This is a genomic window from Dellaglioa sp. CoH-57-MRSF-22 (genome assembly GCF_056781895.1).
This window is the reverse complement of sequence record NZ_JBXAXT010000002.1, coordinates 102,351-127,060: the sequence shown is the minus strand read 5'-3', so window position 1 is coordinate 127,060 and position 24,710 is coordinate 102,351. Positions and strand designations below refer to the sequence as shown.

Genomic DNA, 24,710 nt, shown 5'->3' with positions numbered 1-24,710 from the left:
GATTTTTTTTTTAAAATACTGTGATTTCATACGAACCTTCGAACGATTTATTTTTTTCTAACGTATAAATATTACTTTTATCTGATAAATTACCAGTAGATTCAATATTATCAGCTACTCCCCACCATGGTTCAATACAAACAAATGGTGAATTTTCAGGATATTTCGACCAGATACCAACGTAATCTGCACCATTTAATGTCACGGAAACACCATGATCATCTTCAGGTGTTGAAAGTAAGATAGTCGTTTCTAGTTGTTTCAATTCGTAAATTAAGGCATCATTTTTGAATGTTTCGCGAGATAACTTAATAGGTTCGTTGAACTTAACTGATTTTGCATTTTCGATATCGCTAAAAGGTCCAACTAGTGGAATTTGACGTCTTTCAACATTTGGTGCCACTTCAATTTGATAATTTTCTAGATTTAAATAAGCATTTTTAAGTGGTACGTTAAATGCTGGGTGTCCTCCGATAGAAAATAACAAAGGATTTTCATCGGGGTTATAAACATCGTAAATTACTTTTATTTGATGATTAGTTAAAATGTAATGTAATCTCAATCTAAAATTAAACGGATACTTTGAGATTGTTTCTGGGGATGAACCTAATTCCAGAACAACTGATGTTTTACTTTTAGAAACCACTGTAAAAAGCATGTCACGGGCAAAGCCATGTTGACCCATTTTATATGTTTTATGATCATACGCATATTCATCATTTTTTAAACGCCCAACAAATGGAAACAATACTGGGGCATGTCTACCCCAGTATTGTTTATCTGCTTGCCAAATATATTCAATAGATGTGTCATTTCCGGTAATACTGATTAATTCAGCACCTTGTTCAGCAATTTTGACTGTGATGAAATCATTTTTAAGTTCAACTGTCATTTTAGTTCACCCTATCCTATAAAATATAACGACTAAGATCTTTATCAGCAACGATGTTACCAATTTTGTCTTCAACATAACTTTCAGTAATTGTTATGTCACCCATTTGCATATCTGGACCCTCAAATAGTAAATCTTCAAGTAATTTTTCAAGAATTGTATGCAGTCTGCGTGCACCAATATTTTCAGTATCGTGGTTAACGTTGTAAGCAATTTCAGATATTTTCTCAATTGCTTCAATTGTAAATGTCACATTAATATTATCAGTGCCAATTAAAGCAATATATTGTTTAATTAAGGCATTATGAGGTTCTGTAAGAATTTTAACAAAATCTGCTTGGCTCAAATCATCTAATTCAACTCGAATTGGGAAACGACCTTGAAGTTCAGCAATTAAATCGCTAGGTTTACTTTCATGAAAAGCACCTGATGCAATAAACAAGATATGATCAGTATTAATAACACCATATTTAGTTGAAATTTGAGAGCCTTCAACAATTGGTAAAATATCACGTTGTACGCCTTCTCTAGAAACTTCACCACTATTTTTTTGAGATTTTGAAGTAATTTTATCAATTTCATCAATAAAAATAATTCCAGTGTTTTCAGCACGTTCAATTGCAGCTTGATTGATATCTGCTACATTAACTAATTTTTTTGATTCTTCACGAATTAAAATTTTACGGGCTTCTGCTACGGTTAACGTTCTTTCTACTTGGCGTGTTGGTGTTAATGCACTTAAGGTATCTCCTAAGTCGATGCCCATTTGTCCCATCATGCCATTCATACCAGAAGGCTGTTTAGGTTCATCAACTTTAATTGTCACTTCGTTATTTTCTAATAAACCACGACTTAGTTGTTCCGATACAGATAGTCGTTCATTTCTAATGTCGTCAGTGACCTCCTCTTCATCTTTTGCATCTAATCCGGCAGGTATTTGACCTTTTTGAATTTGAGACATCATTTGCATAAGATTAACATTCTCGGCTTTTTTTTGTTTTTTAATACCTGGAACTAGAAGTTTTACAAGTCGTTTATCAGCCATACGTTCAGCTGCGCCTGAAACACGGCCATATTGAGCATCTTCTTCTAATTTAATTGACACGTCAACCAAGTCACGTACCATTGATTCAACATCACGTCCAGCGTAACCAACTTCAGTGAATTTTGTTGCTTCAACTTTAATAAATGGTGCTTCAAGCATTGTTGCCAAACGACGAGCAATTTCAGTTTTACCTACACCAGTTGGCCCAATCATCATTAAATTTTTAGGTGTAACATCTTTTTGCATTGATTCAGAAAGTTGCATCCGACGATATCTATTACGTAATGCAACAGCAATGGCCTTTTTTGCATCATTTTGACCGATAACGTATTGATCTAGTTCTGTAACAATCTGTTTTGGTGTTTTATCACTTATAGTCATAAATTTACCCGCTTTCTATAATTCTTCTGAGATGACATGATGGTTAGTAAAAATATCAATATCACCGGCAATATTAATTGATGCCTCAGCAATTTCTTTAGCTGACATATCAGTTGTATGATGCTTAAGTGCCTTTGCAGCAGACAAAGCAAAATTTCCGCCAGATCCGATTGCTAAAATGTCATCGTCAGGTTCAATTACTTCTCCACTACCAGAAACTAATAACATTTCATTACTGTTCATTACAATCAAAAGTGCTTCTAATTTTTGTAAGGATTGTTCACTACGCCAATCCTGAGCTAATTCAACTGCTGCACGTTGTAAATTACCACTAAATTCATTTAATTTTTTTTCAAATCGTTCTTCAAGATTAAATGCGTCGGCAACGCTACCAGCGAAACCAACAACTACTTGATCGTTATATATGCGACGAACTTTTCTAGCAGTCCCCTTCATAATAACTTTTTCACCCATTGTGACTTGGCCATCACCGGCCATTGCACAGTGACCATTATGCTTAACGGCACAAATTGTTGTTGCATGAAATGAAACAGTTGCCATAATAAACTCCTCCATGTTACTCATTTATTGTATAAAAAAACTTCATTGAACGCTACTACTGTAGCACAACAATGAAGTATAACTCAATTATTTTATCAGATATTTCATAAATATTTAAAGACTTGGTTTAACAATTGCTAAATGCTCTAGAGCACGATTTGCAACCGCTTGATTTTTTTCTTGTTTATCTCGAATTTTTGTGCCTAATTTAGGGATAATACCAAAGTTAGCATTCATCGGCTGAAAATGTTTACCACTGGCATGTGTTATATAATGGGCCATAGCTCCCATCACAGTTGTTTTAGGAAGTACGACTAGCTCTTCTCCTAAAACAAGATGTGCGGCATTGATCCCTGCTAATAATCCACTTGCAGCACTTTCTACATAGCCTTCAACACCTGTCATTTGACCAGCAAAAAATAAATCATTTCTAAATTTAGACTGATATGTTGGTTCCAGTGTATCAGGAGAACGCATAAATGTATTACGATGCATAACACCATAACGAACAAATTCAACATTTTCTAAACCTGGAATTAGTGAGAAAACATTCTTTTGTTCGCCCCATTTAAGATGCGTTTGGAAACCAACAATATTGTATAAGTCACCGACTGCATTGTCTTGACGCAATTGGACAACGGCAAAAGGTGTTCTACCAGTCTTAGGGTCTTCTAATCCAACTGGTTTTAAAGGGCCAAATAACATTGTTTTAGCGCCTCTTCTAGCCATTTCTTCAATTGGCATACAACCTTCGAAAAATTTTTCATCTTCAAAATCATGCATTTCAGCAGTTTCGGCCCCTATTAGTGCCTTATAAAAGGTTATAAATTCCTCTTTAGTCATTGGACAATTAAGGTATGCAGCATCACCTTTATCATATCGTGATTTTAAGTAGATTTTATCCATATTTAATGATGATTTTTCTAAAATTGGTGCAGCTGCATCATAAAAATAAAGTCCCTCACTACCATTTAATTGTTTAATTGATTCTGCTAAACCTGATGATGTTAAAGGACCTGTCGCAACAATTGTTGGACCTTTTGGTAGTTCAGTTAACTCTTCATTGATAACCGTAATATTTTCATGATTTTTAACTAAATCAGTTATCTCACCAGAAAATTTATCACGGTCAACGGCTAGCGCACCGCCAGCCGGAATTGCATTATGGTCAGCTGACTTCATAATAACTGAATCTAACTGTCTCATCTCTTCCTTCAAAAGACCAACGGCATTCGTAATTTGATTAGCTCTTAAAGAATTCGTACAAACTAGTTCAGCAAAATTCTCAGTATGATGCGCTGGTGTCATTTTGATAGGGCGCATCTCGTATAAATTAACATGAACTCCTCGCTTGGCAATCTGCCATGCAGCTTCACTACCGGCAAGACCAGCACCGATTACATTAACGCTAGTATTTTCCATTATATAATCCCCCTGCTAGTTAGATTCAATTATTTTTGAACCGCTTCTTCATAGTCACAATTACTACATTTGACTTGTTTTCCACCTTTTACTTTTTTCTCAATTAAATAATGTTGACATTTTGGACATTCGCGACCAATAGGTTTATCCCATGATACGAATTCACAATCTGGGTATCTTGAGCAACCATAGAATAAACGATTTCGTTTAGATTTACGTTCAATTACTTCCCCTTGCTGACACAATGGACAAGTTACACCAATTTCTTTAACGATTGCTTTTGTATTACGACAATCTGGAAAACGCGTACATGCAAAAAATTTACCATATCGGCCCATCTTAATAACCATCGGTGACCCACAAATTTCACAATTAAATCCAGCTGGTTCATCTTTAATTTGAACTTTCTCAATTGTTTCTTGGGCATGTTCAACATTTTTTGAAAATGGTTTATAAAAATCATCAACAACTTTAACCCAATTTTCGTCTCCGACTTCAATGTTATCAAGACCTTTTTCTAATTCAGCAGTAAATTTAACATTCACAATATCACTAAAATAAGCTTCAATCATATCATCTACAATTTCACCCAGTTCAGTTGGTTCAAAACGCTTAGCAATTAATTTCACATAATATCGACGTTGAATAGTATCCAAGGTTGGTGCATACGTTGATGGACGTCCAACACCATTTTCTTCAAGTGTTTTAATTAAATTTGCTTCAGTGAATCTAGCAGGTGGCTGAGTAAAATGTTGGTTAGGCTGATTTTTAGCTAACTTAACATGATCGCCAACTTTTAAATCCGGTAAAATATTATCAGTCTTTTTGTTATCCTCATAAATTTTTGTATAACCTGCAAACTTAGTCTTTGACCCAGAAGTATGATAAGTAACGCCATTTTGTTCAATAGATACAGACATTGTATCCATTACAGCTGGTGTCATTTGACTGGCAACAAATCGCGACCAAATTAATTTATATAACTTCATTTGATCATTACTTAAATAATCCTTCATTGAAGCAGGTGTACGTAAAACAGAGGAAGGTCTAATTGCTTCATGTGCGTCCTGTGCACCTTCTTGTAATTTACCTTTGCGTGGCTTAATAGCTGCATAATCTTCACCATACTTTTCGTGTAAAAATTGAGCAGTTTCATGTTTGGCAGTCGTAGATACACGAGTCGAGTCGGTACGCATGTAAGTGATTAAACCAACAGTACCCTGTTTTCCGAGATGAATTCCTTCATATAATTGTTGTGCAACCATCATCGTTTTTCTTGTACGAAAGTTTAATTTTCTATTAGCATCTTGTTGCATTGTACTTGTAGTAAATGGTAAAGCTGGAAATCTTTTACGTTCTTTTTTTGTGACAGCGGTGATATCAAAATCTTGTTTTGTATCAATTAATGCCATTACTTTTTTAACATCTTCATTATCATGAAGTGCTTTTTTCTTTCCCTTAATACCATAAAAAGCTGCATCAAATTTCTCTTTACCTTTTTTAAATTCAGAATCAATAGTCCAGTATTCCTCTGGTATAAATGCACGAATTTCTTTTTCTCTATCAATAATTAAATTCAAAGCAATAGACTGAACTCGACCAGCACTTAAGCCTTTTTTTATTTTAGCCCATAATAAAGGACTAATTGAATAACCAACTAATCTATCTAAAATACGGCGAGCTTGTTGTGCATCAACTAAATTCATATCAATTGATCTAGGATCATTAAAAGCATTTTTAACTGCATCTTTTGTAATTTCATTAAAAACAACACGATTTTTGTCCGTGATATCTAAATCTAAAATATGAGATAAATGCCATGCAATTGCCTCGCCTTCACGATCAGGATCGGCTGCTAGATAAACATTTTTAGCTTTTTTAGCTTCTTTTTTTAAACTTTTAATAACATCGCCTTTACCACGAATTGAAATGTAATGAGGATCATAGTTGTTTTCAACGTCAACTCCCATTTTACTTCGTGGTAAATCTCTAATATGTCCAAGACTAGCGACAACATGGTAGTTGCTGCCTAGGTATTTTTCAATTGTTTTAGCCTTAGAAGGTGATTCAACAATAACTAGATTTTTTTTTGCCGGCGTTCTCTTTTTCTTTTTGGTTACTGGCATAATTGAACTCCTTCGTAGTATTTATATTGTAAGCAATAACATTTTTAAAATCGTTAGTAATCTTAAAGCATATTAGAGAGACTTGTCAAGCGTAACTAGTTTTCATAGAACTCTGCAAGTATCTGTTCACCGTTAATAATCGGCATTGCACCGGCTATTATTAGTTCATTACACCCAAGTGAAAGAGGACTAATAATTGATCCGGGTACAGCTAGTACTGTGCGATTTTCTTGCAATGCTAAATTGGCAGTTATAAGACTACCACTATGGTGTTTAGCCTCTGTAACTAATAAGCATTCACAAAGGCCTGCAATAATTCGATTTCTTTCAGGGAAATGATTACGTTGTGGTCCTGTATTCAGTCCGTACTCAGATAATAAAAGTCCCTTTTTGCTAATTTCAATTTGTAAATCTTCATTAATTTTTGGATAATAAATATTTAAACCTGTCCCAATAACAGCAATTGTATCTGCTCCGTTAGCTATTGTAAATTGGTGTGCCAAGGTATCAACGCCGGCTGCTAATCCGCTTAAAATTACCTTATCATTTTGGATACTATTTGGTAATAATAATCGTATTACTTCTATTGAGTAGTCAGTTCTTTGCCGAGCACCAACAACAGCAAGTGATTGTCGATTTAATAATTGCGTATTTCCTCGCATAAAAAGAACAATTGGTGGTCGATAGCATTCTTTTAGTCGATACGGATAGTCCTCATCAATAATAGTCACAATTGTTGAATGTAACTTATTGGTAATAACCTCATTTTTCAATGAAATACTAGTGTAAGCTTTACTGAAACTAGCTATTTTTTTACTATTTAAATTTAAAATGGATTTAATTACATCTAGAGTTAAATCAGTACAACTTGGATTCTGTTGTAACCAATCAAAAATTTTATTTTCGCCAATATACGTTATTTCAGAACATAGTCTAAGTTTAATTAAAGTGTCTCTTATTGTCATTGTTTCTCCTTATTAGTCATTAATACTAATAAGGTACGCAATTTATTTCATTATTTTTTTAGAATAGATTTAATTGGTTCAAATGTTCGACGATGAATTGGAGTGACTCCTAATTTGCTAAGTCCTGCTAAATGTTTTTTAGTTCCATATCCATCATTATGATTGAAATCGTATCCTGGATATAATTCATTGTAAAAGTTCATGAGATGATCTCGGTAAACCTTAGCAACGATACTAGCAGCAGCAATACTAGCACTTTTAGAATCGCCTTTAATGAAACTTTCCTGCGGAATATCGCTATCAATCGTCATAGCATCAATCAATAATTGTTGTGGTTTCACGTCCAATGAATTAACAGCTTCTAACATAGCAATTCTTGATGCTTGATATATATTAACTTCATCAATTGTTTGATTATTTATCACAGATATACCAACTGAAACAGCTGTAGCTAATATTTCAACGTATAATGCTTCACGCATAGATGCAGATAATTTTTTCGAATCATTCACGTCAATTAGATTGAAATTATGAGGTAAAATAACTGCTGCACTAACAACTGGACCAGCTAACGGTCCTCTTCCAACCTCATCAATACCAGCGATGTAAGGAATACCATTCTGCCATAGGTCTCTTTCTATTACTAACCTACGATTAAATAATTCTTGGTGTTCAACTAGTTTTTTTTGTCTATTATTATATTGGATTAAAAGCTTAATAACTCCTTTGCGAGAGTCTTTAGCTATTTCTTGCATAAAATTATCCGATGGATTATTCAATAAATGTTCTTTTACTTGAGAAATTGTAAATTTGGTCACAACTATTCGCCACCCAATTGAGGGATTTCTAAGGTATAACGACCAAGTTTACCTTGTCTAATATCAAATATAATTCTCTCACTCGCACGATCATAATCTTCTTTGAAACCCATTTTTTTTGTTAAATCTAATAATAAATCAACATTACTTAACTGCATTTGTTCATCCGTTAATTTATATTTCTCTTGTAATGCCTTTGGATTTGTTTGTTTAAAATGTTCTAACCCGTATAATGCAATGTCATCTTTTGCATATAAAGAGTCTTTTATTGCTCCTGTTAAAGCAAGACGTTTACCGATTTCTTGATCTTCAAATTTGGGCCATAAAATACCTGGTGTATCTAAAAGAGACATTGATTTTCCGGCTTTTAACCATTGCTGTGCTTTTGTCACCCCAGGTCTATTTCCAGTTATGGCGACATTTTTACTTAACAAATGATTTAGTAACGTCGATTTTCCAACATTCGGAATTCCGATACACATTACCTTAACTCGTTGTTGGAGGATACCTTTACTTTCTCGTAACGCTATTTTATCTTTTAAAACAACGTTAATTTTTTTCTCGATAGCGTTAAGTTGTCCGTGTTGACTATCTACTGCAACTGCCGGAATTCCTTTGTTTTCATAGTACTGTAGCCAACGTGCAGTAACGTTCGGATCGGCCATATCTTTTTTTGTTAAAACCATAATATGAGGTTTTGTTGCAAGTAATTGCTCAAGTTGCGGATTTCTAGATGATTCAGGCAATCTTGCATCAACTAATTCAAGTACGATATCTACTAAGTTTAATTTTTCCTTTACTAATCTTAAGGCTTTTGCCATATGTCCTGGGAACCATTGGATTACTGTCATTTAAATTCTCCTTGTTAAGCCAAGTAAACTTTTAATTAACTTGCTTAATTCTTTATATTTAACTCTCTTAATCAGAATACCTTAATTTGTGCACAAAAAGAAGAGAGTTCCGCTATTTAGTTTCGCCCTCTTCAGTCTTTTATTAATTTGTTAACGATTTAATTGCCGCATCATAGGCAGGATCATTTTTTGAAATTTTTTTCTGAACTAATGTTTCAATTTTTAAAGCAGTATCTTTGTTAACTTCGCCCGTTTGAGTTAAAGTATTTTCTTTTTGTAACATTTTTACTGCATTAACCGTTGATGTACCAAAGTAACCATTATTTTTGTCTTTATAATAATTAAGTGCGCTTAAGTAAACTTGAATCGTTTTAACTTGAGGTGTAACGTCTTCATATTTATATGTTTTATCAGTATTAATTAGTGGTGAATAAGCATACGCAGGATAATCAGCTGAAATAGTAGGCTTAATCCCTTTTTTATTAATCCAAGAACCATCAGGTGTTAGCCATTTAGCAATGGTAACTTTTAATTCTGTTTTATCTGTAAAGGTATTGATTGTTTGGACGGTACCTTTTCCATAAGATGTTGACCCAATTAATTTATCATTACCAGATTGGTTAAGTGCGGCTGCTAAAATTTCAGAAGCACTTGCACTATCTTTATTAATGACAACAGCTGTTTTTTCTGTGACTTTAAATCCTGAGTCATATTTTTTACCAGCCTTATATACTTCAGGAGAACCCGTTTTGCCTTGTACCTGCATAATTGTTTGACCATCTTTTAAGAACATTGATCCAATCGCTAATGCTTGATCCATAAGGCCACCTGGATTATCACGAACATCAATGACAAACGATGTAGCGCCATCTTTTCTAAGTGACTTCACTGCAGATTTGACTTCGTTAGATGTATCCTCAGAAAATGTACTAATTTGAATATATCCTACTTTTTTATTCTTTTTCGAAATACTACTATAGACTGTTTTAACAGGAATATCATCTCGTTTTATTGAAACATTAAATGTTGATGAATCACGTTTAATAGTTAGTTTCACTATTGTTCCTTTTTTACCTCTAATTTTTGAAACAGCTTTTTCTAAACTGAGACCATAAATAGATTTACCATCTATTTTTTGGATAATATCATCTGTCTTCAAACCAGCCTTTTTAGCTGGTGTTCCTTTAATAGCTGAAACAATCTGAATATTTTTCTTGCTAATTTTGACTTCAGCACCGATTCCAACAAATTTACTAGAAATAGTTGAATTTAAATTAGTCGCATCTTCTTTACCTAAATAGGCCGTAAATTTATCTCCAGTAGAGTCGACCATACCATTGATAGCCCCATCGACTAATTTTTTCTTACTGATATTTTTATAATAAGAATTATTTAGTGCCGAATAAACAGACTCAATTTTGGCTAAATCTGAACTAGTCGTTTGTAATGACCCAACTAATGTATTAATTTGACTAATTGCAAAAAAATACATTGCAGCAGCTCCGACTATAAAAGATAAACAAATTGACCCTATTAAGGTCCAAAAATGACGACCAAATCTAAAACGTTTTTCTTTTTTATCTTTTTCCATAATTTAATTCCCCACTAATTCATTTTGTCTAAATATCGGGCCCAAGCGTCATCAAAAATTGTCATTGAAGGTAAATATCCTGCATTTAATTCAAGATAATTAGAAAGAAAGTCATACTTATCTGACAATTTAGGAAAACTTTGATCATAAAATGCATTATTTGCAAATTGGGACACCTCATCCGTACCGTGATCATTGCGTTCGGTCATTAAAAATTGATAAAATGTTTGTCTCATAAATTGATACCTCATTTAATTTAAAGGGATAGAAACATCGAATTTAAAAACATTCGTTTTTAAATCAATTTTGGTTGCACTAGCTTGTATACCATTCTCAATATCTAGTTTTTTTAAGTTAAGCATAATTGTTTGTTCTTTGCTATTAATCGTAATCCAATTTGGTAAATCATATGCATTTTTTACATAATCCATTATAAACTTTTTAGGAACTGGTAATGAACCTACAGCAACAGATTTTGCTTTTAACAAGATATTACCATCATCTGTTACAACTGGATCTGAATATAATGTGAATGAAATATTTTGTCCTAAAATTTTTGTTGTGCCCATTAATATAGCAGATTTATCTACTAAAAACCGATATTTAATTGATTGACCTTTTTGAATTGATTTTAAATAATAATTAATGGTTCCGTTAAGTTGTTCCTTGTTCATTTCCACGCTTAGTTCTGTTCTTTTTGTTGCTTTTGAAGTGGTTTGAGTTGTTAGTGTCTTTTGATCTTGGGATTGGTTCATAATACTAACGGAAAAATAAAGTAGTACGCCAATCAATAAAGAAAATAATATGATAAACGCAACTTTCCATGCGTTAAAAGTGGTTGATGTTTTTTCTGTTCTTTTCGGCATAATTCTCCTCATTATTTAAATAAATGATGTTCTTCCATTGATTTGAACAACAAATCAGTCATTTTTTTATAACCTTTTTTATTTGGATGAAAATGATCAGTTATAGAAATATAGTTATTTTTTTCATCTTTTTCTTGCAAGACACTTTCAAGATTAAAACTAGATAAATCAGATAAGTCTGAGCTACCCAAAGTCTTGGCTAATTTACTTGTTTTACCATAATATTGTCCTTCAGAAAGCTGTTTTTCAACACTAACAAAATAACTATTTTTATCATTTTTAACAACCTTGTTGGTTACGTTATTCCATGATTTAACAATCGTTTTCATACTACTCATTTCGGGGAAATAAACGTAAAATGGGTTATACACTCCTATAACGTAGATAGGCGCGCTATTATTATATTTTCTAATCTCTTTAAATAAATCATTTAAATTTTTTGTATAAGTCATTTTTTCAGTATCAATAGCTTTATTTAACTTATCAGTATCATTAGATAAAATGTTTTTTTGTATAACCTGTAATAGGTCATTCCCACCAACTGTTAATGTAATAACAGTGGCTTTTTTTAACGTTTTTTGCATTTTGGGTTGTTTCTTTAATCTGCTATAAATTTGATCACTTCGATCTCCTGATAAGCCAAAGTTAGAGGCAGTTACTTTCATATTTTTATCAGTATTTATTTTTTCTGTAATTAATGAAACGAATCCACCTTTATTCGTTTCATCTCCGACACCCTGCGTTAAAGAATCACCAAGGGATACTAGCTTAAGAGCTGTTTTTTTATGGGGCACTGTTATTAAAGAATGATTCGAAAAATGGCCGGTTGCAAACCACAGCCCACTAAATATAAGACCACTTAGTACTAAAATACTTAAAATAGTAATGGAAAAGCTTTTAAAAAATTTCAAAAAATCATTCCTTTATTTAATTAAAAAAACCGGACAAAAACAGCTGTTTTTGGACCAGTTTAAAAATAATTATTTAATATATTAGTCTTTATCTGTGTAGAACATCACTGCAAAAGCCCCTGGACCACCATGCGTCGCAATAATAGGTGCTGTCTGTCGAACTAGAATATCAACTTTTGGGACTGCTGTTTGTAATAAATCGCGAACTTCAAATGCCTTTTTTTCATTTCCAGCATGAGAAATACCTACTGCTTTAACATTAGGTGTACTTTTTAATTCTTCAACTAAATCTGCAATAAATCTGTTAACCGTCTTCATACCACGGCCTTTATTTTTAATTTTTAATTCGCCATCAATCATTTCCAAAATAATCTTCATATTTAAAACACTTGAAAGAACACCAGTTAATCTTGATATACGTCCACCTTTGACCAGATTATCCAGAGTCATAACGGCCATATTTAGAGTTGAATTCTTACGGATTTCAGAAATTTTTGTTAAAATATCATCCATTGATGCACCTGAATTTGCTAACTTAGCAGCTGCTAAGACTTGAAAAGCCATACCTCGATCAGTAGAACGAGTATCAACAACGGTTACATCGGATTGACTCATTTCTGCAGCTTGCTCTGCAGTATGAACTGTACCACTAATTTGGTCAGTCATGTTAAGTGAGAGAACTTGGCTACCATCTGCCCCAAGACTGTCAAACATTTCTACAAAAGTACCAATTGGTGGCTGACTTGTTTTAGGTAACGTTTTTGACGTTTCCATTTTAGTCTCAAATTCGTCATTTGTAATTGATTCACCTTCAACGTAAATAGTATCATCAATCATAACGCTTAGAGGTATAATGCTAATGTCATTTTCTTTTATTTCATTATCTGTTAATCCAACAGATGAATCCGTTATTATTTTAATTTTTTTCATGTTTCTTCATCCACACTTTCTTAACAAAAGTTTTTAATCATGATACAATAATGTCACTATAAACTTTTCTATTTATAATGTCTAGTATATCAGAATTACTGGTCTATTTCACATAGAAATTGATGACTGAGGTGTTTTTTTGGAACATAATTACAGTAGAAGGTATCTCATCTTAAATGAGGTATTAAACGCGGTAACTCATGGTATTGGTCTTGGGTTAAGTATAGCGGGATTGATTTTTTTACTTATTAAAGGTGCTCATAATGGTAGTGCATTAGAAATTACCTCGTATGCTATATATGGTTCATCTTTGGTACTGCTGTACTTAACTTCTACCCTATTTCATAGTTTAATATTTACACGAGCAAGAACTGTTTTTCAAATCTTCGATCATAGTAGTATCTATATTCTGATAGCAGGTACTTATACGCCTTATTGTCTTCTCTCTGTTGGTGGGGCATTAGGTTGGACACTATTCGGAATCATCTGGATGATGACCGTTTTAGGAATTATTTATAAATCAATTTGGTTGGGTCATTTTAAAACAATTTCAACCATCATTTATCTAATTATGGGCTGGCTTTGTTTGAGCGCAATGATGCCACTTTATAATAGCCTCGGTACAATTGGGTTCTGGCTACTTGTTTCTGGTGGCATTGCGTTCACAATCGGCGCTGGAATTTATAGTATAAACGGTGTTAAGTACTTACATGTCGTTTGGCATTTATTTGTGATGTTAGGTACAGGATTAATGTTTTTTTCTATTTTATTATATACTTAAAGTTAAAAAGCGAAGACACATCCGTATTGGATATGTCTTCGCTTTTTAATTATTTTTTATCATAAATTCTAAATTCATGATCATATACATTTTTTTTGTCAATCATTCCCGGAATCGTTTCAATTAATTTCCAATGAGTATAATCAATAGGAATCATCATCACATCACCATCAAACGTAGCGTTAATTTTTGTTTGATACAATCTATTAACTTTTACATACATTTCAGAAAATAATGTTGCGCCACCAATAACAAAAATATCTTCAGAATATGTTTCTAATAAATCATTCAACTCTGGTATTGAATGAACAATCTTTAGAGTATCTGTTTCAACTAAATCGTTTTTACTTGAAAGAACAATATTAATTCGATTTGGTAATAGTCCCGGAAAACTTTCAAATGTATTTCTGCCCATAACAACGACCTTATTAAGCGTTGTTTTCTTAAAAAATTTTAAATCATTTGGTAAGTACCAAGGTAGCTTACCCTTATATCCAATATGATGTTCACTGTCTTCAGCCCAAATAAAATTAATCATTATTGACTCTCCTTAAGTAAATATTAAACTGCAACAGGCGCTTTAATAGGTGGTGCAGGATTATAGTCTTCTATTTTAATATCCGTCATATCGTATTCAAAAATACTATTTTTATCAGGATTTAACCATAATTTTGGCATGGGTTGCACTTCACGAGAAAGTTGTTCCTTCACTTGTTCTATATGATTATTGTAAATATGGGCATCGCCTAATGTGTGAATGAATTCACCAACTTCAAGTCCAACCTCTTTAGCAATTAGATGAGTTAATAACGCATAACTTGCAATATTAAATGGTACACCTAAAAAGACATCGCCACTTCTTTGATATAATTGACAACTTAATTTACCATCAGCCACATAAAATTGAAATAACGTATGGCAAGGTGGTAATGCCACATTTGGTACATCTTCTGGGTTCCAAGCGGACACAATTAATCTTCTAGAATCAGGTGTTTTTTTGATTGCTTCAATAACATCTTTAATTTGGTCAATCGTATCACCTTGTCTAGTTTTCCAATTACGCCACTGACTACCATAAACGTCACCTAATTCACCAAACTTTTTTGCAAATTCATCGTCTTCAATAATTTTATCGCAAAAAAGGTTTTTCTGTACTTCATATTCTTTTTTAAAATCAGTCTCTAAAAGTGATCGATGTCCAAAATCAGTCATATCTGGACCCATATACTGAGAACTTTCAATGTAATTTTTAAAAGCCCATTCGTCCCAAATATGATTCTTATGTTTCAATAAATATTGGATATTAGTATCACCTTTTAAGAACCACAGTAACTCACTCTTAATTAAACCAAATGGTACTTTTTTAGTTGTTAGTAGTGGGAATCCTTGACTTAAGTCAAACCTCATTTGATAGCCAAAAAGACTTTTAGTTCCCGTTTTTGTACGATCAGATTTATCATTTCCGTTCATTAAAATATCACGTTCAAGTTGCAAATATGTTTCTTCCATACGAAAATTACCCCTTTTCTGCATATTTACCTAAATAGTCCCAACGATTCATCTTTTCTTCAATTTCATCATCTAAATTATCAATTGACACTTGTAGTTCACTTAATGCTACAAAATCATTGCCATTGATATTCGACATATCACTTTCAGCTTTTTCTTTCTTAGCTTCTAAATTATCAATTGTCTGTTCAATTGTTTCAAATTCTTTTTGTTCAGCATAAGTTAATTTAACTTTTAATTTATCGTCAGAAATGGTGTCGTGTTCGATAATTTTTTCTTTTTTTGATATTGATACGGCATCATCCAGTGATTCTTTAGCAAGGTACGATGTAAATAATCCAGTATAACGATTAATTTTAGCATCGCCTTCAAAAATAAGTAATTGATCTGCAACTTTATCTAAAAAATATCTATCATGTGAGACAGTTATAACTGCGCCATTAAAAGATTCTAAATAGTCTTCAAGTACTGTTAATGTTCCAATATCTAAATCATTTGTAGGTTCATCTAGTAATAAGACATTTGGTTGTTGCATAAGTAATTTCAAGAGATAGAGTCTTCTTTTTTCACCACCGGATAGCTGTCTAATTAATGTCCCATGCATCGATCTTGGAAAAAGAAACTGCTCTAAAAGTTGTGTTGTACTTATTCGTTCGCCATGTTTATTTTCGATATTTTCACCAATTTCATTTAGATAGTTAATCATTCGTTTATCGCCAGGTATGGGTTCAGTTTGTTGCTGGTAATAACCTAATTTAACCGTTTCGCCCATTAGTAATTCGCCAGAGTTAAGTGGTAATTTTCCAGCAATTGCATTTAGTAAACTAGATTTACCAGCACCATTTTTACCGGTAATCCCGATTCTATCGCTCGCCTGAATCAACTCACTAAAATGATCAATAATTTTATGATTTTCTAAGACTAAACTAGCTTCTTTTAGCTCAATAACCTTTTTACCAAGCCGCTGTTGGCCTAGTCCAATTGAAACATCTTGATCAATTTGTAATGAATTCATATTTTCTTTTAAATCGTTAAAACGGTTAATTCGTGCTTGTTGTTTTGTTGATCTAGCTTTTGCTCCAGTACGCATCCAAGCTAGTTCCTTTTTATATAGCTGTTGTTCTTTATGCTCAGCGGTAACTTCCTGGGCAACTCTTTCAGCCTTTTGAGCAACGAAATCTTGATAGTTACCTTCATACGAGTGTAATTTACCAAATGATAGTTCTAAAATCTGGTTGGCAATTTGATCTAAAAAATACCGATCATGAGTAACAACAATTAAAGCTCCTTTGTACGTTTTAAGGTAACTTTCTAGCCATTCAATAGAACTAAAGTCCAAATGGTTTGTTGGTTCATCAAGAATTAATAAGTCAGGAGCTTGTATGAGTACTTGAGCCAAGCCAACTCTTTTTTTCTGTCCACCAGATAAGGTTGAGACTTTTTGTGTTAAATCCGTTATTTGTAATTGCGTTAGAATTGTTTTAACGTCATTATCGGCATTCCATGCATCTTCACGATTCATACGATCTTCCGCATCTGAGTAACGTTGCTGTAATTTTTCATCTTCAGGATGTTCACTATAGGCTGTTAAAACAGCTTCATAATGACGAATTGTTTCAAAAATAGGTGAAGCTCCTTCAAAAGCGGCTTCCATAATTGTCATATCATCATTTAATTCTGGTATTTGTTTTAAATAACTCATACGATAGTTATTTGGTTTAATTAAATCTCCTGAATCAGCTGGGTCAAGGTCTGTTAATGCATTTAATAACGTTGTTTTCCCTGAACCGTTAGTTCCAATCAATCCGATTCTATCTTTTTCATTAACAATAAAATTTAAATCATCAAATAATGTTTTTTCGCCGTATGTTTTCTTTAAATGTTCTACCCTCAGTGTTTGCATGTAATCACTCTCTTATCTAATTGATTCTCTTTTATAATTTGTATTACTAAGCATGTTTTGTAAAAAAAGAGATTAAATGATATTTAATCTCTTTTTTTACGCTAATTTTAACATTAGTTGCTTAGCCACTTTTAATAATTGAGTTGATTCGTTTGGGACTTCTTCTAGTAAAATACGATTTTCCAATATGGATAAAATTTGGCCTAATTTTTCACCTGGTTGAATACCAACATCTTTTATTAACTGTCGTCCATTAATTGCCATGTCTTTTTTAGACTTAATTGGAAGTGCAGTATAAGCAACTGTCAGCATTTCTGCATCTAAATTACTATTAAATATTGCTGCAACTTCATTTGCAATTAATAATAATTCTAATCCAGTTTCATACATCAGTTCTCGATTAACGGAATCATGAATAATACCGTTAAGTGCTTTGATAACTATTTGAACGTGTGTAATTAACTCATTTGAACTTTTCCATGAGATTAGAAAATGATTAATATTAGTTTCTGTTATCTTTAGAACATGAATAATTAACGACCAAGCAGCTACTTCTGATGTAAGTTTAATTGATTGCATTTTTGACATATCAGTTAGTTCCGATAAATAATTATTAAATTCGGGACAATATTTTACTAAATCTGATTCAACAAAATGTCGAAGTCCAATTTGAGGATTTTTTCCCAACAGTAATTTAATAAATTCAATATGAATCCGTTCAATAGCAATCTTTTTCAATAGTGGTGCATGTTTATTTAATGCTTTCTTCGTTTCCATTTCGATTGTGAAATCTAATTGGCTTGCAAATCTAATTGCCCTCATCATTCGTAAAGCATCTTCATTAAAACGTTCATCAGCAGTGCCAACAGCTCTAATGATGTGATTTTCTAAATCTTGTAGTCCGTTGAACAAATCAATAATCCGTCCATCATGTGTCATTGCTAAGGCATTGATTGTAAAATCACGACGTTTTAAATCTTCTTCTAAAGAGCGTACAAATTCAACATGATCTGGACGTCTAAAATCTTGATAAGTTGATTCTGTTCGAAATGTGGTGATTTCATAACCTTCTCCATGATCTAAAACCATAACAGTCCCATGTTGAATACCTGTATCTACCGTCTTATTAAAAATTTCCTTAATTTCCTCAGGGTATGCACTAGTGGCAATATCAATATCATGGATTGGTAATCCTAAGATAGTATCCCTAACACTTCCTCCGACAAAATATGCTTCAAAACCAGCATTTTCAATGGCTTTAATCACTGGTTCAGCATTAATGAAATCATCCGCAAGATTGGAAACTATCATAATATATTTTCCAATCCAACTAGTAATTCTTTATATTGTCCAATTTTTTCAGTAGCTAATGCAACACCAGACATGAATGAAATACGGTCAAATGAGTCCTGACGAATAGTTAATGCTTCACCCTCGCCACCAAATAAGACTTGTTCATGAGCAACATAGCCTGGTAAACGGACACTATGAATTCTCATGCCTTCAAAGGCTGCACCTCTCGCACCTGGTAATGTTTCTCTTTCATCAGGGTTGCCTTGAATTTTAGGTTTACGAACTTCAGCAATTAATTTTGCGGTATTTAAGGCTGTACCACTTGGAGCATCCAATTTATTATCATGATGCATTTCAATAATTTCAACGTCAGGTAAATACTTAGCAGCTTGTTGCGCAAATTGCATTAATAAAACAGCTGAAATACCAAAATTAGGAGCAATCAATCCACCTAATTTTTCTGTTTTACATAATTGTTTAAGTTCAGCTATATTATTTTCCGATAAACCCGTAGTCCCAATAACTGGTGACATATGTTTCGAAATAGCAAATTTAGTATTTTCGAAAACAACACTTGGGACAGTAAAATCAATCCAAACATCGGAAACTACGTTTATTTCATCTAGCTTATTGAATATTGGGACATTCTCTGTCTTATAGTCAGTAATTTCATTTATATTTTTTTCTGTAGCTGTAGTACTATAGACTCCAACTAATTCAAATAATGGATTTTCTAAGATCATATTTGTTGTAGTGGCACCCATTCGTCCTTTAAATCCAGCAACCAAAACTTTAATCATAGTAATCCTCCTCATCTTTAATTAATACAATCTAGTTTAACAGATTTATACTAGATTTAAAATGATAGTCAGCAGACATTCATCGATAATATGGTATGATATTTATATTGAATTTATTTCAGGGGGTAGAACTAATCTTAAAAAATGAACGAATTAAAATAATCGATTTAGTAATGATTGCGTTAGGTTGTTGTTTTTATGCATTTGGATTAGCAACCGTTAATATAACAAACCATCTTGCTGAAGGTGGTATAACCGGAGTTACTTTAATTTTACGTTATTGGTTTCATATTGATCCTGCGTATTCAACAATTGCAATTAATGTTCCATTAATCCTTATTGGTTACCGTTTTTTAGGTAAACGATCATTAGTCTATACTATATATGGAACAATAATGTTATCTCTTTTCTTATGGATTTGGCAACGTGTTCCGATTCAAATTAATGTAAATGATGATTTGTTTTTAGCAGGTATCCTTGCTGGTGCTTTTGGTGGCCTTGGGTCAGGCTTAGTATATCGTTTTGGTGGTACTACTGGTGGAACTGATGTAGTGGCTCGAATTTTTGAAAAAACACGTGGTATTCAAATGGGTAAGACAATTCTTGCCCTTGATATTGCTGTTTTGGTCATATCACTTAGCTACTTAGATTTAAGGCATATGATGTATACCCTACTAAGCTCATATGTTTTCTCAAAAATTGTTAACTTCACTCTTGAAGGTAGTTATTCTGGACTTGGCATCTTAATAATTAGTGACCAATATCAAATTATAACTAATGAAATTTGGGATAAATTAGGCAGAGGTGTTAGTTACATCAATGGTGAGGGATCTTATTCTCGCCAAAATAAAAAAATGATTTATGTTGTTATCAACCGTAATGAACTTCATCAGTTGAAGGAAATATTACAAAACCAGGATTCAAATGCTTTTGTTTCAATTAGTAGTGTTAATGAAGTACTGGGACAAGGGTTTAGTTTTAATCGACAAAAAAAGAATAAAATCACTAATATCACTAATATCTTTAATAAATGATTGGTCTTGCGCACTGCGATTTTTGCAGTGCGCTTTATTAGTGTGATATAGTTAAAGTAACTTATTGTTTATTACTAAAGGAGGCAATTAAATGAATTATCCCTATCAAAAAGCTTTTAATTTATCATTAGAATCCAACTCTTTGTCCCCATCAACAATTTTAGAATATAACTACGATATTCATGATTTTTTTAACTATCTTCTAAATTTTAATGATGCATTCTCTAATTCAATAATGGTTGAAACTATCTTAGAATCAGACGTTCGTCAATATTTAACTATGCTTCAAGATAAAAGAAATATTAAAAATTCAACATATACTAAGGTTTTATCGCATCTGAATGGTTATTTTAAATATTTATTTACCCATCAGATAAATACTCATATTCCAACATTAATGTTAAAAGGGAAAAAAAATATCGCAAATTCTGTTATAACCTTCAATTGGTTAATAGACTTCGACTCTTATCTTTTAAATTCAGAAATTAGCTACTATTCTCGACTTGTTTTATTAATGACACGGCATTTCTTTAAAATTTCAGAAATCTTACAACCTGGTTTTTTCGTTAGCTTTAAACAATTAACATTTACGGAAACAGAGGAATTATTTTTGAAGCAATTCAATACCTATATTAAACAACTACAAATTTTACAAAACTCCAACGATTGCTTTTTAAAACTGCGTAAAAATGTTGAAGCACCTTTATTATCTTTACCTGGTCTACATAAATTTTTAAAGAAAGATTTACAATTTATTGCGCCAAATGTTTCACCACGTCTGCTGTACCAGTCAGCTATTTGTTTTTCTATTCTCACTAACAATACGATGACAGATTCAGAAATTATGATGACGTTAAGAATTGATCCAAATTCACTTTTATACTACCGTCATTTAATTATTGAACAAAAATTAATCATATAAACCTTAAAAGAGCAACAAAAAGGAGCTAGAAAAATTCTAGCTCCTTTTTGTTGCCCAAATATTTTTAAATTATGCTACTTTTCGCCATAACTTTATCTAACCAATAGTCTTAATAATTCGTGCTGGATTACCTGCGATTAAAACATTATCAGGTACATCTTTTGTTACCACACTACCAGCACCAACGACGACATTATTTCCAATCGTGACACCAGGTAAAACAATCACTGATCCACCAAACCAACAATCATCACCAATTGTAATTGGTGCATCATATTGCCATCCTTCACGACGTAAATTTTTGTCCATAGAATGATGATTAGGTGTATATAACTGACAATTAGGCCCAATGAAACAGTGTTCTCCAATTGTTATTTGTCCTGCACTTAAAATCTGTAAATTAGAATTAATAAATGTGCCTGACCCTATTTTTAACATTTCCGGCCATTCTATAGTTGAAATTGGAAAATATATTTCAGCAGATTTTTCCATATTAGGTAAAAATTCTTTAAGCATTTTATCTGCATCATTCGTATCATGAGCCGCCAATTTATTTATTTTATAAATAGTTTGTGCACTTGTTTTAACAGTTTTTTGAGCCCATTCTTCTTTAGAATATTGGTACCAATCGCCATCTATAATTTTCTCAGTAATACTTTTTTTACTCAATCGTTCAATTTCTTTTTCGTTTAAATCTTTCATGTCCCTACCCCCGATATATAATTTTAGATAATTAATCGCCATTTAAACAACATTACCTATCTAAAATTATATCCTTAATAGCAATTAAAAAGCAAAAAATAATAATATCATTTATAAATATACCATCATAAATTCTATAATCTCTTTTCAAAAATTAAATTTTGGTCATTTTGTTCTATAAAGTGATAATTATTAGTCTTAGCTACTTTCAAACTTTTTATATTATTCAAATCTAGTATTATTTTTAATTTTTTTAACTTATATTCCTTTATAGCTAGTTTCTCAAGTTCTGTTAAGGCCTTTGACATTATTCCGCGTCCTACATACGACTTGTCTAACCAATAACCAACCTCAGCAGTTCCCATATGTAAATCTATTCCATGTAAATCAATCATGCCAACGATATTCTTATTAATTTTTATAGCGAAAATTAATTTAGTTTCATCCTTAAAAGAGTCTCTTAAAAAAATTATTTCATCATTAATCGATTTCATAGCATTAACCCATGGAAGCCACTCACTTAATTCAAGACGATTACGACTAATTAAATTAAATATTTCAGTACTATCTTCTAATTTTGGTATCACTATCTGATTTGTAATCATTTTACTTCCCCTTCTTTAAGCAAATCTTACAAATTGCTAACAAAAAACGCTTATACCAAAAGAATGATATAAACGTTTTATTTTAATAATTTATATCATTTTGAATATCAATAATTTCTTGATCATCAGGTACTAAAGCTAAGTAATGTTTAATTGCGTCCTTTAACTCCTCTTGTCGTCCGTTCTCTCTAAAAATAAATATAACAGATCTTAAAAAGTCAACTTGATTAGTAAAATAAGGGTATGCTTCTAAATAATTTTCTTCAGCTTTATCATAATCTTCAAGTCTTTCATATGAAATAGCTAAATTCCAAAATATTTGAGGATCTACATCTCCGTCGCTCTTGATATCTTCTAGTAATTTAATATCTTCATCATCACGTTCTTGCTTAACTAATAAATTACTTAATTGTAATAATATGCCAGTATTATCTGGATTAATATCAATTGCTTTATTTAAATACTTTTCAGCTTGCTTCTCATCGTCCAATTTTAAGGCAACAGTCGCTGCCTGTTCATACAATGTATCATTTACCTCGTCAACCGCTAACCCTTCTTGATAGACAAGTAAAGCATCATTCAATCTATTCTCATCTGAAAGTGCTTGACCAAGAATTGGATATAAGGATGTATACGAAGGATCTTCTTCCTTCAAATCATAAAGAATATCAATTGCTTTTTGTTGATCATTTAATTGTAGATAGGTTAAACCCATCTGTAACTTAGTATCAGAGTCCATATTTTCTAAATGAATTTGTTCTAAATATGCCATTGCTTTTTCAAACTGCCCACTGTTTGCGTAACTAACACCTAATCTTTGTACTAAGTTAACCTGTGACAGTTCAGTCTGTCCTGATTTAATTAATTCAAGATAAAATCCGATTGCCTGACTAAATTGTTTTGTATTAAAATATAGTTCGCCTAAAGCAAATTGGATAACTTCTTCTTCAGGAGCCAACTTATATGCAGTTAATAATTTATTTTCACTAACTTCAAACATACCTTGTGTCTGATATAAATCGGCAGCAACCATAAGAGACTGAAGATAAGCTTCTGAATCTTCTTCAATTTCTGACAAATAGTTAAGTGCTTCATCAGATTTTCCTTCACTAATTGCAATATCTGCCAGGAATGTTTTTAAAGTATCTTCTTCTGGATATTTTTCTAATAATCTTTCATAAGTACGTTTAGATTGAGCTAAAAAACCTAAGCTATATAACTCTTCTGCTAAACTAAATAATGTTGCATCATTGTCTTTTCTTAATGCTCTGGCAAATTCTTTCATTGCCTCATCAATTTGTCCTTCGTCCAAGTAGTCTAGCATAATTTCTGAATGCGTCATTAAATAACTTCCCTTCATTATTAAATTAATATGGTTTAGTTTAATCTATCATACACACAATAGCTAGTAATCTCGTACATAACTATTGTCTATAAAATAAATTATAGATTGAAAAAGCTAGTACAAAATGAATTGTACTAGCTTTTTCTAAGTATTATTTAACAGAATCCTTTAAAGCTTTACCTGGTTTAAATGCAGGTACTTTACTTGCAGGGATTTGAATTTCTTCACCAGTTTGTGGGTTACGACCTTTACGAGCAGCGCGTTCACGTACTTCAAAGTTACCGAAACCGATTAATTGAACTTTTTCACCTGTAGCTAATGTGCTTTGGATTGAACCAAATACAGCATCAACTGCGACAGTAGCATCTTTTTTTGTCAATCCTGTTTCTTTTGCAACATTTTCGATTAATTGTGCTTTGTTTGCCATAATGTTTCACCTCCCCTAAAATGTGTCCGA

General features: G+C 32.3%; 25 protein-coding genes. 3 read left to right on the top strand and 22 right to left on the bottom strand.

Annotation, left to right across the window (positions count from 1 at the left end):
• Positions 1 to 10 precede the first annotated feature (10 nt).
• The 13 genes from AC1RPR_RS02415 to AC1RPR_RS02355 form a co-directional block, all read right to left on the bottom strand.
• Positions 11 to 892 (bottom strand): aldose 1-epimerase family protein, encoded by an 882-nt coding sequence (locus tag AC1RPR_RS02415; RefSeq protein WP_481761325.1) that lies wholly within the window; start codon positions 890 to 892, stop codon positions 11 to 13.
• Between the two features lie 16 nt (positions 893 to 908).
• Positions 909 to 2,318 carry an ATP-dependent protease ATPase subunit HslU gene (hslU, locus tag AC1RPR_RS02410; protein ID WP_409022533.1) on the bottom strand — a complete coding sequence of 470 codons (1,410 nt, stop codon included), beginning with the start codon at positions 2,316 to 2,318 and terminating at the stop codon, positions 909 to 911.
• A gap of 15 nt (positions 2,319 to 2,333) precedes the next feature.
• The gene (gene hslV, locus AC1RPR_RS02405) at positions 2,334 to 2,879 is read right to left on the bottom strand and encodes an HslVU peptidase proteolytic subunit (RefSeq protein WP_409022532.1); all 546 of its coding nucleotides are present in this window, start codon (positions 2,877 to 2,879) and stop codon (positions 2,334 to 2,336) included.
• A gap of 114 nt (positions 2,880 to 2,993) precedes the next feature.
• Positions 2,994 to 4,301 (bottom strand): FADH(2)-oxidizing methylenetetrahydrofolate--tRNA-(uracil(54)-C(5))-methyltransferase TrmFO, encoded by a 1,308-nt coding sequence (gene trmFO / locus AC1RPR_RS02400; protein WP_481761326.1) that lies wholly within the window; start codon positions 4,299 to 4,301, stop codon positions 2,994 to 2,996.
• A gap of 29 nt (positions 4,302 to 4,330) precedes the next feature.
• Complete coding sequence (gene topA, locus AC1RPR_RS02395; protein ID WP_481761327.1) at positions 4,331 to 6,427, bottom strand: type I DNA topoisomerase; 2,097 nt, start codon at positions 6,425 to 6,427, stop codon at positions 4,331 to 4,333.
• A gap of 95 nt (positions 6,428 to 6,522) precedes the next feature.
• The gene (gene dprA / locus AC1RPR_RS02390; protein WP_481761328.1) at positions 6,523 to 7,392 is read right to left on the bottom strand and encodes a DNA-processing protein DprA; all 870 of its coding nucleotides are present in this window, start codon (positions 7,390 to 7,392) and stop codon (positions 6,523 to 6,525) included.
• 50 nt (positions 7,393 to 7,442) lie between these two features.
• Positions 7,443 to 8,210 carry a ribonuclease HII gene (locus tag AC1RPR_RS02385; RefSeq protein ID WP_481761329.1) on the bottom strand — a complete coding sequence of 256 codons (768 nt, stop codon included), beginning with the start codon at positions 8,208 to 8,210 and terminating at the stop codon, positions 7,443 to 7,445.
• A gap of 2 nt (positions 8,211 to 8,212) precedes the next feature.
• The gene (gene ylqF, locus AC1RPR_RS02380; protein ID WP_481761330.1) at positions 8,213 to 9,061 is read right to left on the bottom strand and encodes a ribosome biogenesis GTPase YlqF; all 849 of its coding nucleotides are present in this window, start codon (positions 9,059 to 9,061) and stop codon (positions 8,213 to 8,215) included.
• A 142-nt stretch (positions 9,062 to 9,203) separates the two neighbouring features.
• Complete coding sequence (locus tag AC1RPR_RS02375) at positions 9,204 to 10,652, bottom strand: S41 family peptidase (RefSeq protein ID WP_481761331.1); 1,449 nt, start codon at positions 10,650 to 10,652, stop codon at positions 9,204 to 9,206.
• 14 nt (positions 10,653 to 10,666) lie between these two features.
• Positions 10,667 to 10,888, bottom strand: coding sequence for a YozE family protein (locus AC1RPR_RS02370; protein WP_409022525.1), 222 nt, complete (start codon positions 10,886 to 10,888; stop codon positions 10,667 to 10,669).
• Positions 10,889 to 10,903: 15 nt separating this feature from the next.
• Positions 10,904 to 11,518, bottom strand: coding sequence for a YpmS family protein (locus AC1RPR_RS02365; RefSeq protein ID WP_409022524.1), 615 nt, complete (start codon positions 11,516 to 11,518; stop codon positions 10,904 to 10,906).
• An 11-nt stretch (positions 11,519 to 11,529) separates the two neighbouring features.
• Positions 11,530 to 12,312 carry an SGNH/GDSL hydrolase family protein gene (locus AC1RPR_RS02360; RefSeq protein ID WP_481761332.1) on the bottom strand — a complete coding sequence of 261 codons (783 nt, stop codon included), beginning with the start codon at positions 12,310 to 12,312 and terminating at the stop codon, positions 11,530 to 11,532.
• A gap of 198 nt (positions 12,313 to 12,510) precedes the next feature.
• Positions 12,511 to 13,359 carry a DegV family protein gene (locus AC1RPR_RS02355; RefSeq protein WP_481761333.1) on the bottom strand — a complete coding sequence of 283 codons (849 nt, stop codon included), beginning with the start codon at positions 13,357 to 13,359 and terminating at the stop codon, positions 12,511 to 12,513.
• Positions 13,360 to 13,498: 139 nt separating this feature from the next.
• Here AC1RPR_RS02355 and trhA point away from each other — a divergent pair, with 139 nt between their 5' ends.
• Positions 13,499 to 14,140 (top strand): PAQR family membrane homeostasis protein TrhA, encoded by a 642-nt coding sequence (gene trhA, locus AC1RPR_RS02350; RefSeq protein WP_481761334.1) that lies wholly within the window; start codon positions 13,499 to 13,501, stop codon positions 14,138 to 14,140.
• A 49-nt stretch (positions 14,141 to 14,189) separates the two neighbouring features.
• On the opposite strand, the gene AC1RPR_RS02345 is transcribed toward trhA, so the two are convergent.
• From AC1RPR_RS02345 to dapB, 5 genes are all read right to left on the bottom strand, one after another.
• On the bottom strand, positions 14,190 to 14,678 hold the full coding sequence (locus AC1RPR_RS02345; RefSeq protein WP_481761335.1) for a dihydrofolate reductase: 489 nt from the start codon (positions 14,676 to 14,678) through the stop codon (positions 14,190 to 14,192).
• A gap of 23 nt (positions 14,679 to 14,701) precedes the next feature.
• Positions 14,702 to 15,649: a thymidylate synthase gene (locus tag AC1RPR_RS02340; protein WP_481761336.1), complete on the bottom strand. Its 948-nt coding sequence runs from the start codon at positions 15,647 to 15,649 to the stop codon at positions 14,702 to 14,704.
• A gap of 7 nt (positions 15,650 to 15,656) precedes the next feature.
• Positions 15,657 to 17,552, bottom strand: coding sequence for an ABC-F family ATP-binding cassette domain-containing protein (locus AC1RPR_RS02335; RefSeq protein WP_481761337.1), 1,896 nt, complete (start codon positions 17,550 to 17,552; stop codon positions 15,657 to 15,659).
• 96 nt (positions 17,553 to 17,648) lie between these two features.
• Complete coding sequence (locus tag AC1RPR_RS02330; RefSeq protein WP_481761338.1) at positions 17,649 to 18,863, bottom strand: CCA tRNA nucleotidyltransferase; 1,215 nt, start codon at positions 18,861 to 18,863, stop codon at positions 17,649 to 17,651.
• Positions 18,860 to 19,645, bottom strand: coding sequence for a 4-hydroxy-tetrahydrodipicolinate reductase (gene dapB / locus AC1RPR_RS02325; RefSeq protein ID WP_409022516.1), 786 nt, complete (start codon positions 19,643 to 19,645; stop codon positions 18,860 to 18,862). Before dapB ends, AC1RPR_RS02330 begins: the two co-directional genes overlap by 4 nt.
• A gap of 173 nt (positions 19,646 to 19,818) precedes the next feature.
• On the opposite strand from dapB, the gene AC1RPR_RS02320 reads away from it, so the two are divergent.
• Positions 19,819 to 20,679: a YitT family protein gene (locus AC1RPR_RS02320; protein ID WP_481761410.1), complete on the top strand. Its 861-nt coding sequence runs from the start codon at positions 19,819 to 19,821 to the stop codon at positions 20,677 to 20,679.
• A gap of 91 nt (positions 20,680 to 20,770) precedes the next feature.
• Positions 20,771 to 21,601 (top strand): site-specific integrase, encoded by an 831-nt coding sequence (locus AC1RPR_RS02315; RefSeq protein WP_481761339.1) that lies wholly within the window; start codon positions 20,771 to 20,773, stop codon positions 21,599 to 21,601.
• Between the two features lie 96 nt (positions 21,602 to 21,697).
• Here the strand turns inward: AC1RPR_RS02315 and AC1RPR_RS02310 are convergent, their stop codons facing one another.
• The 4 genes from AC1RPR_RS02310 to AC1RPR_RS02295 all read right to left on the bottom strand — a co-directional run bounded on the left by AC1RPR_RS02310 (position 21,698) and on the right by AC1RPR_RS02295 (position 24,680).
• Positions 21,698 to 22,303 carry a sugar O-acetyltransferase gene (locus AC1RPR_RS02310; RefSeq protein WP_481761340.1) on the bottom strand — a complete coding sequence of 202 codons (606 nt, stop codon included), beginning with the start codon at positions 22,301 to 22,303 and terminating at the stop codon, positions 21,698 to 21,700.
• A gap of 134 nt (positions 22,304 to 22,437) precedes the next feature.
• Positions 22,438 to 22,908 carry a GNAT family N-acetyltransferase gene (locus AC1RPR_RS02305; protein ID WP_481761341.1) on the bottom strand — a complete coding sequence of 157 codons (471 nt, stop codon included), beginning with the start codon at positions 22,906 to 22,908 and terminating at the stop codon, positions 22,438 to 22,440.
• Between the two features lie 82 nt (positions 22,909 to 22,990).
• Complete coding sequence (locus AC1RPR_RS02300) at positions 22,991 to 24,250, bottom strand: tetratricopeptide repeat protein (protein WP_481761342.1); 1,260 nt, start codon at positions 24,248 to 24,250, stop codon at positions 22,991 to 22,993.
• Positions 24,251 to 24,404: 154 nt separating this feature from the next.
• Positions 24,405 to 24,680 carry an HU family DNA-binding protein gene (locus tag AC1RPR_RS02295; RefSeq protein ID WP_409022511.1) on the bottom strand — a complete coding sequence of 92 codons (276 nt, stop codon included), beginning with the start codon at positions 24,678 to 24,680 and terminating at the stop codon, positions 24,405 to 24,407.
• Positions 24,681 to 24,710 lie beyond the last annotated feature (30 nt).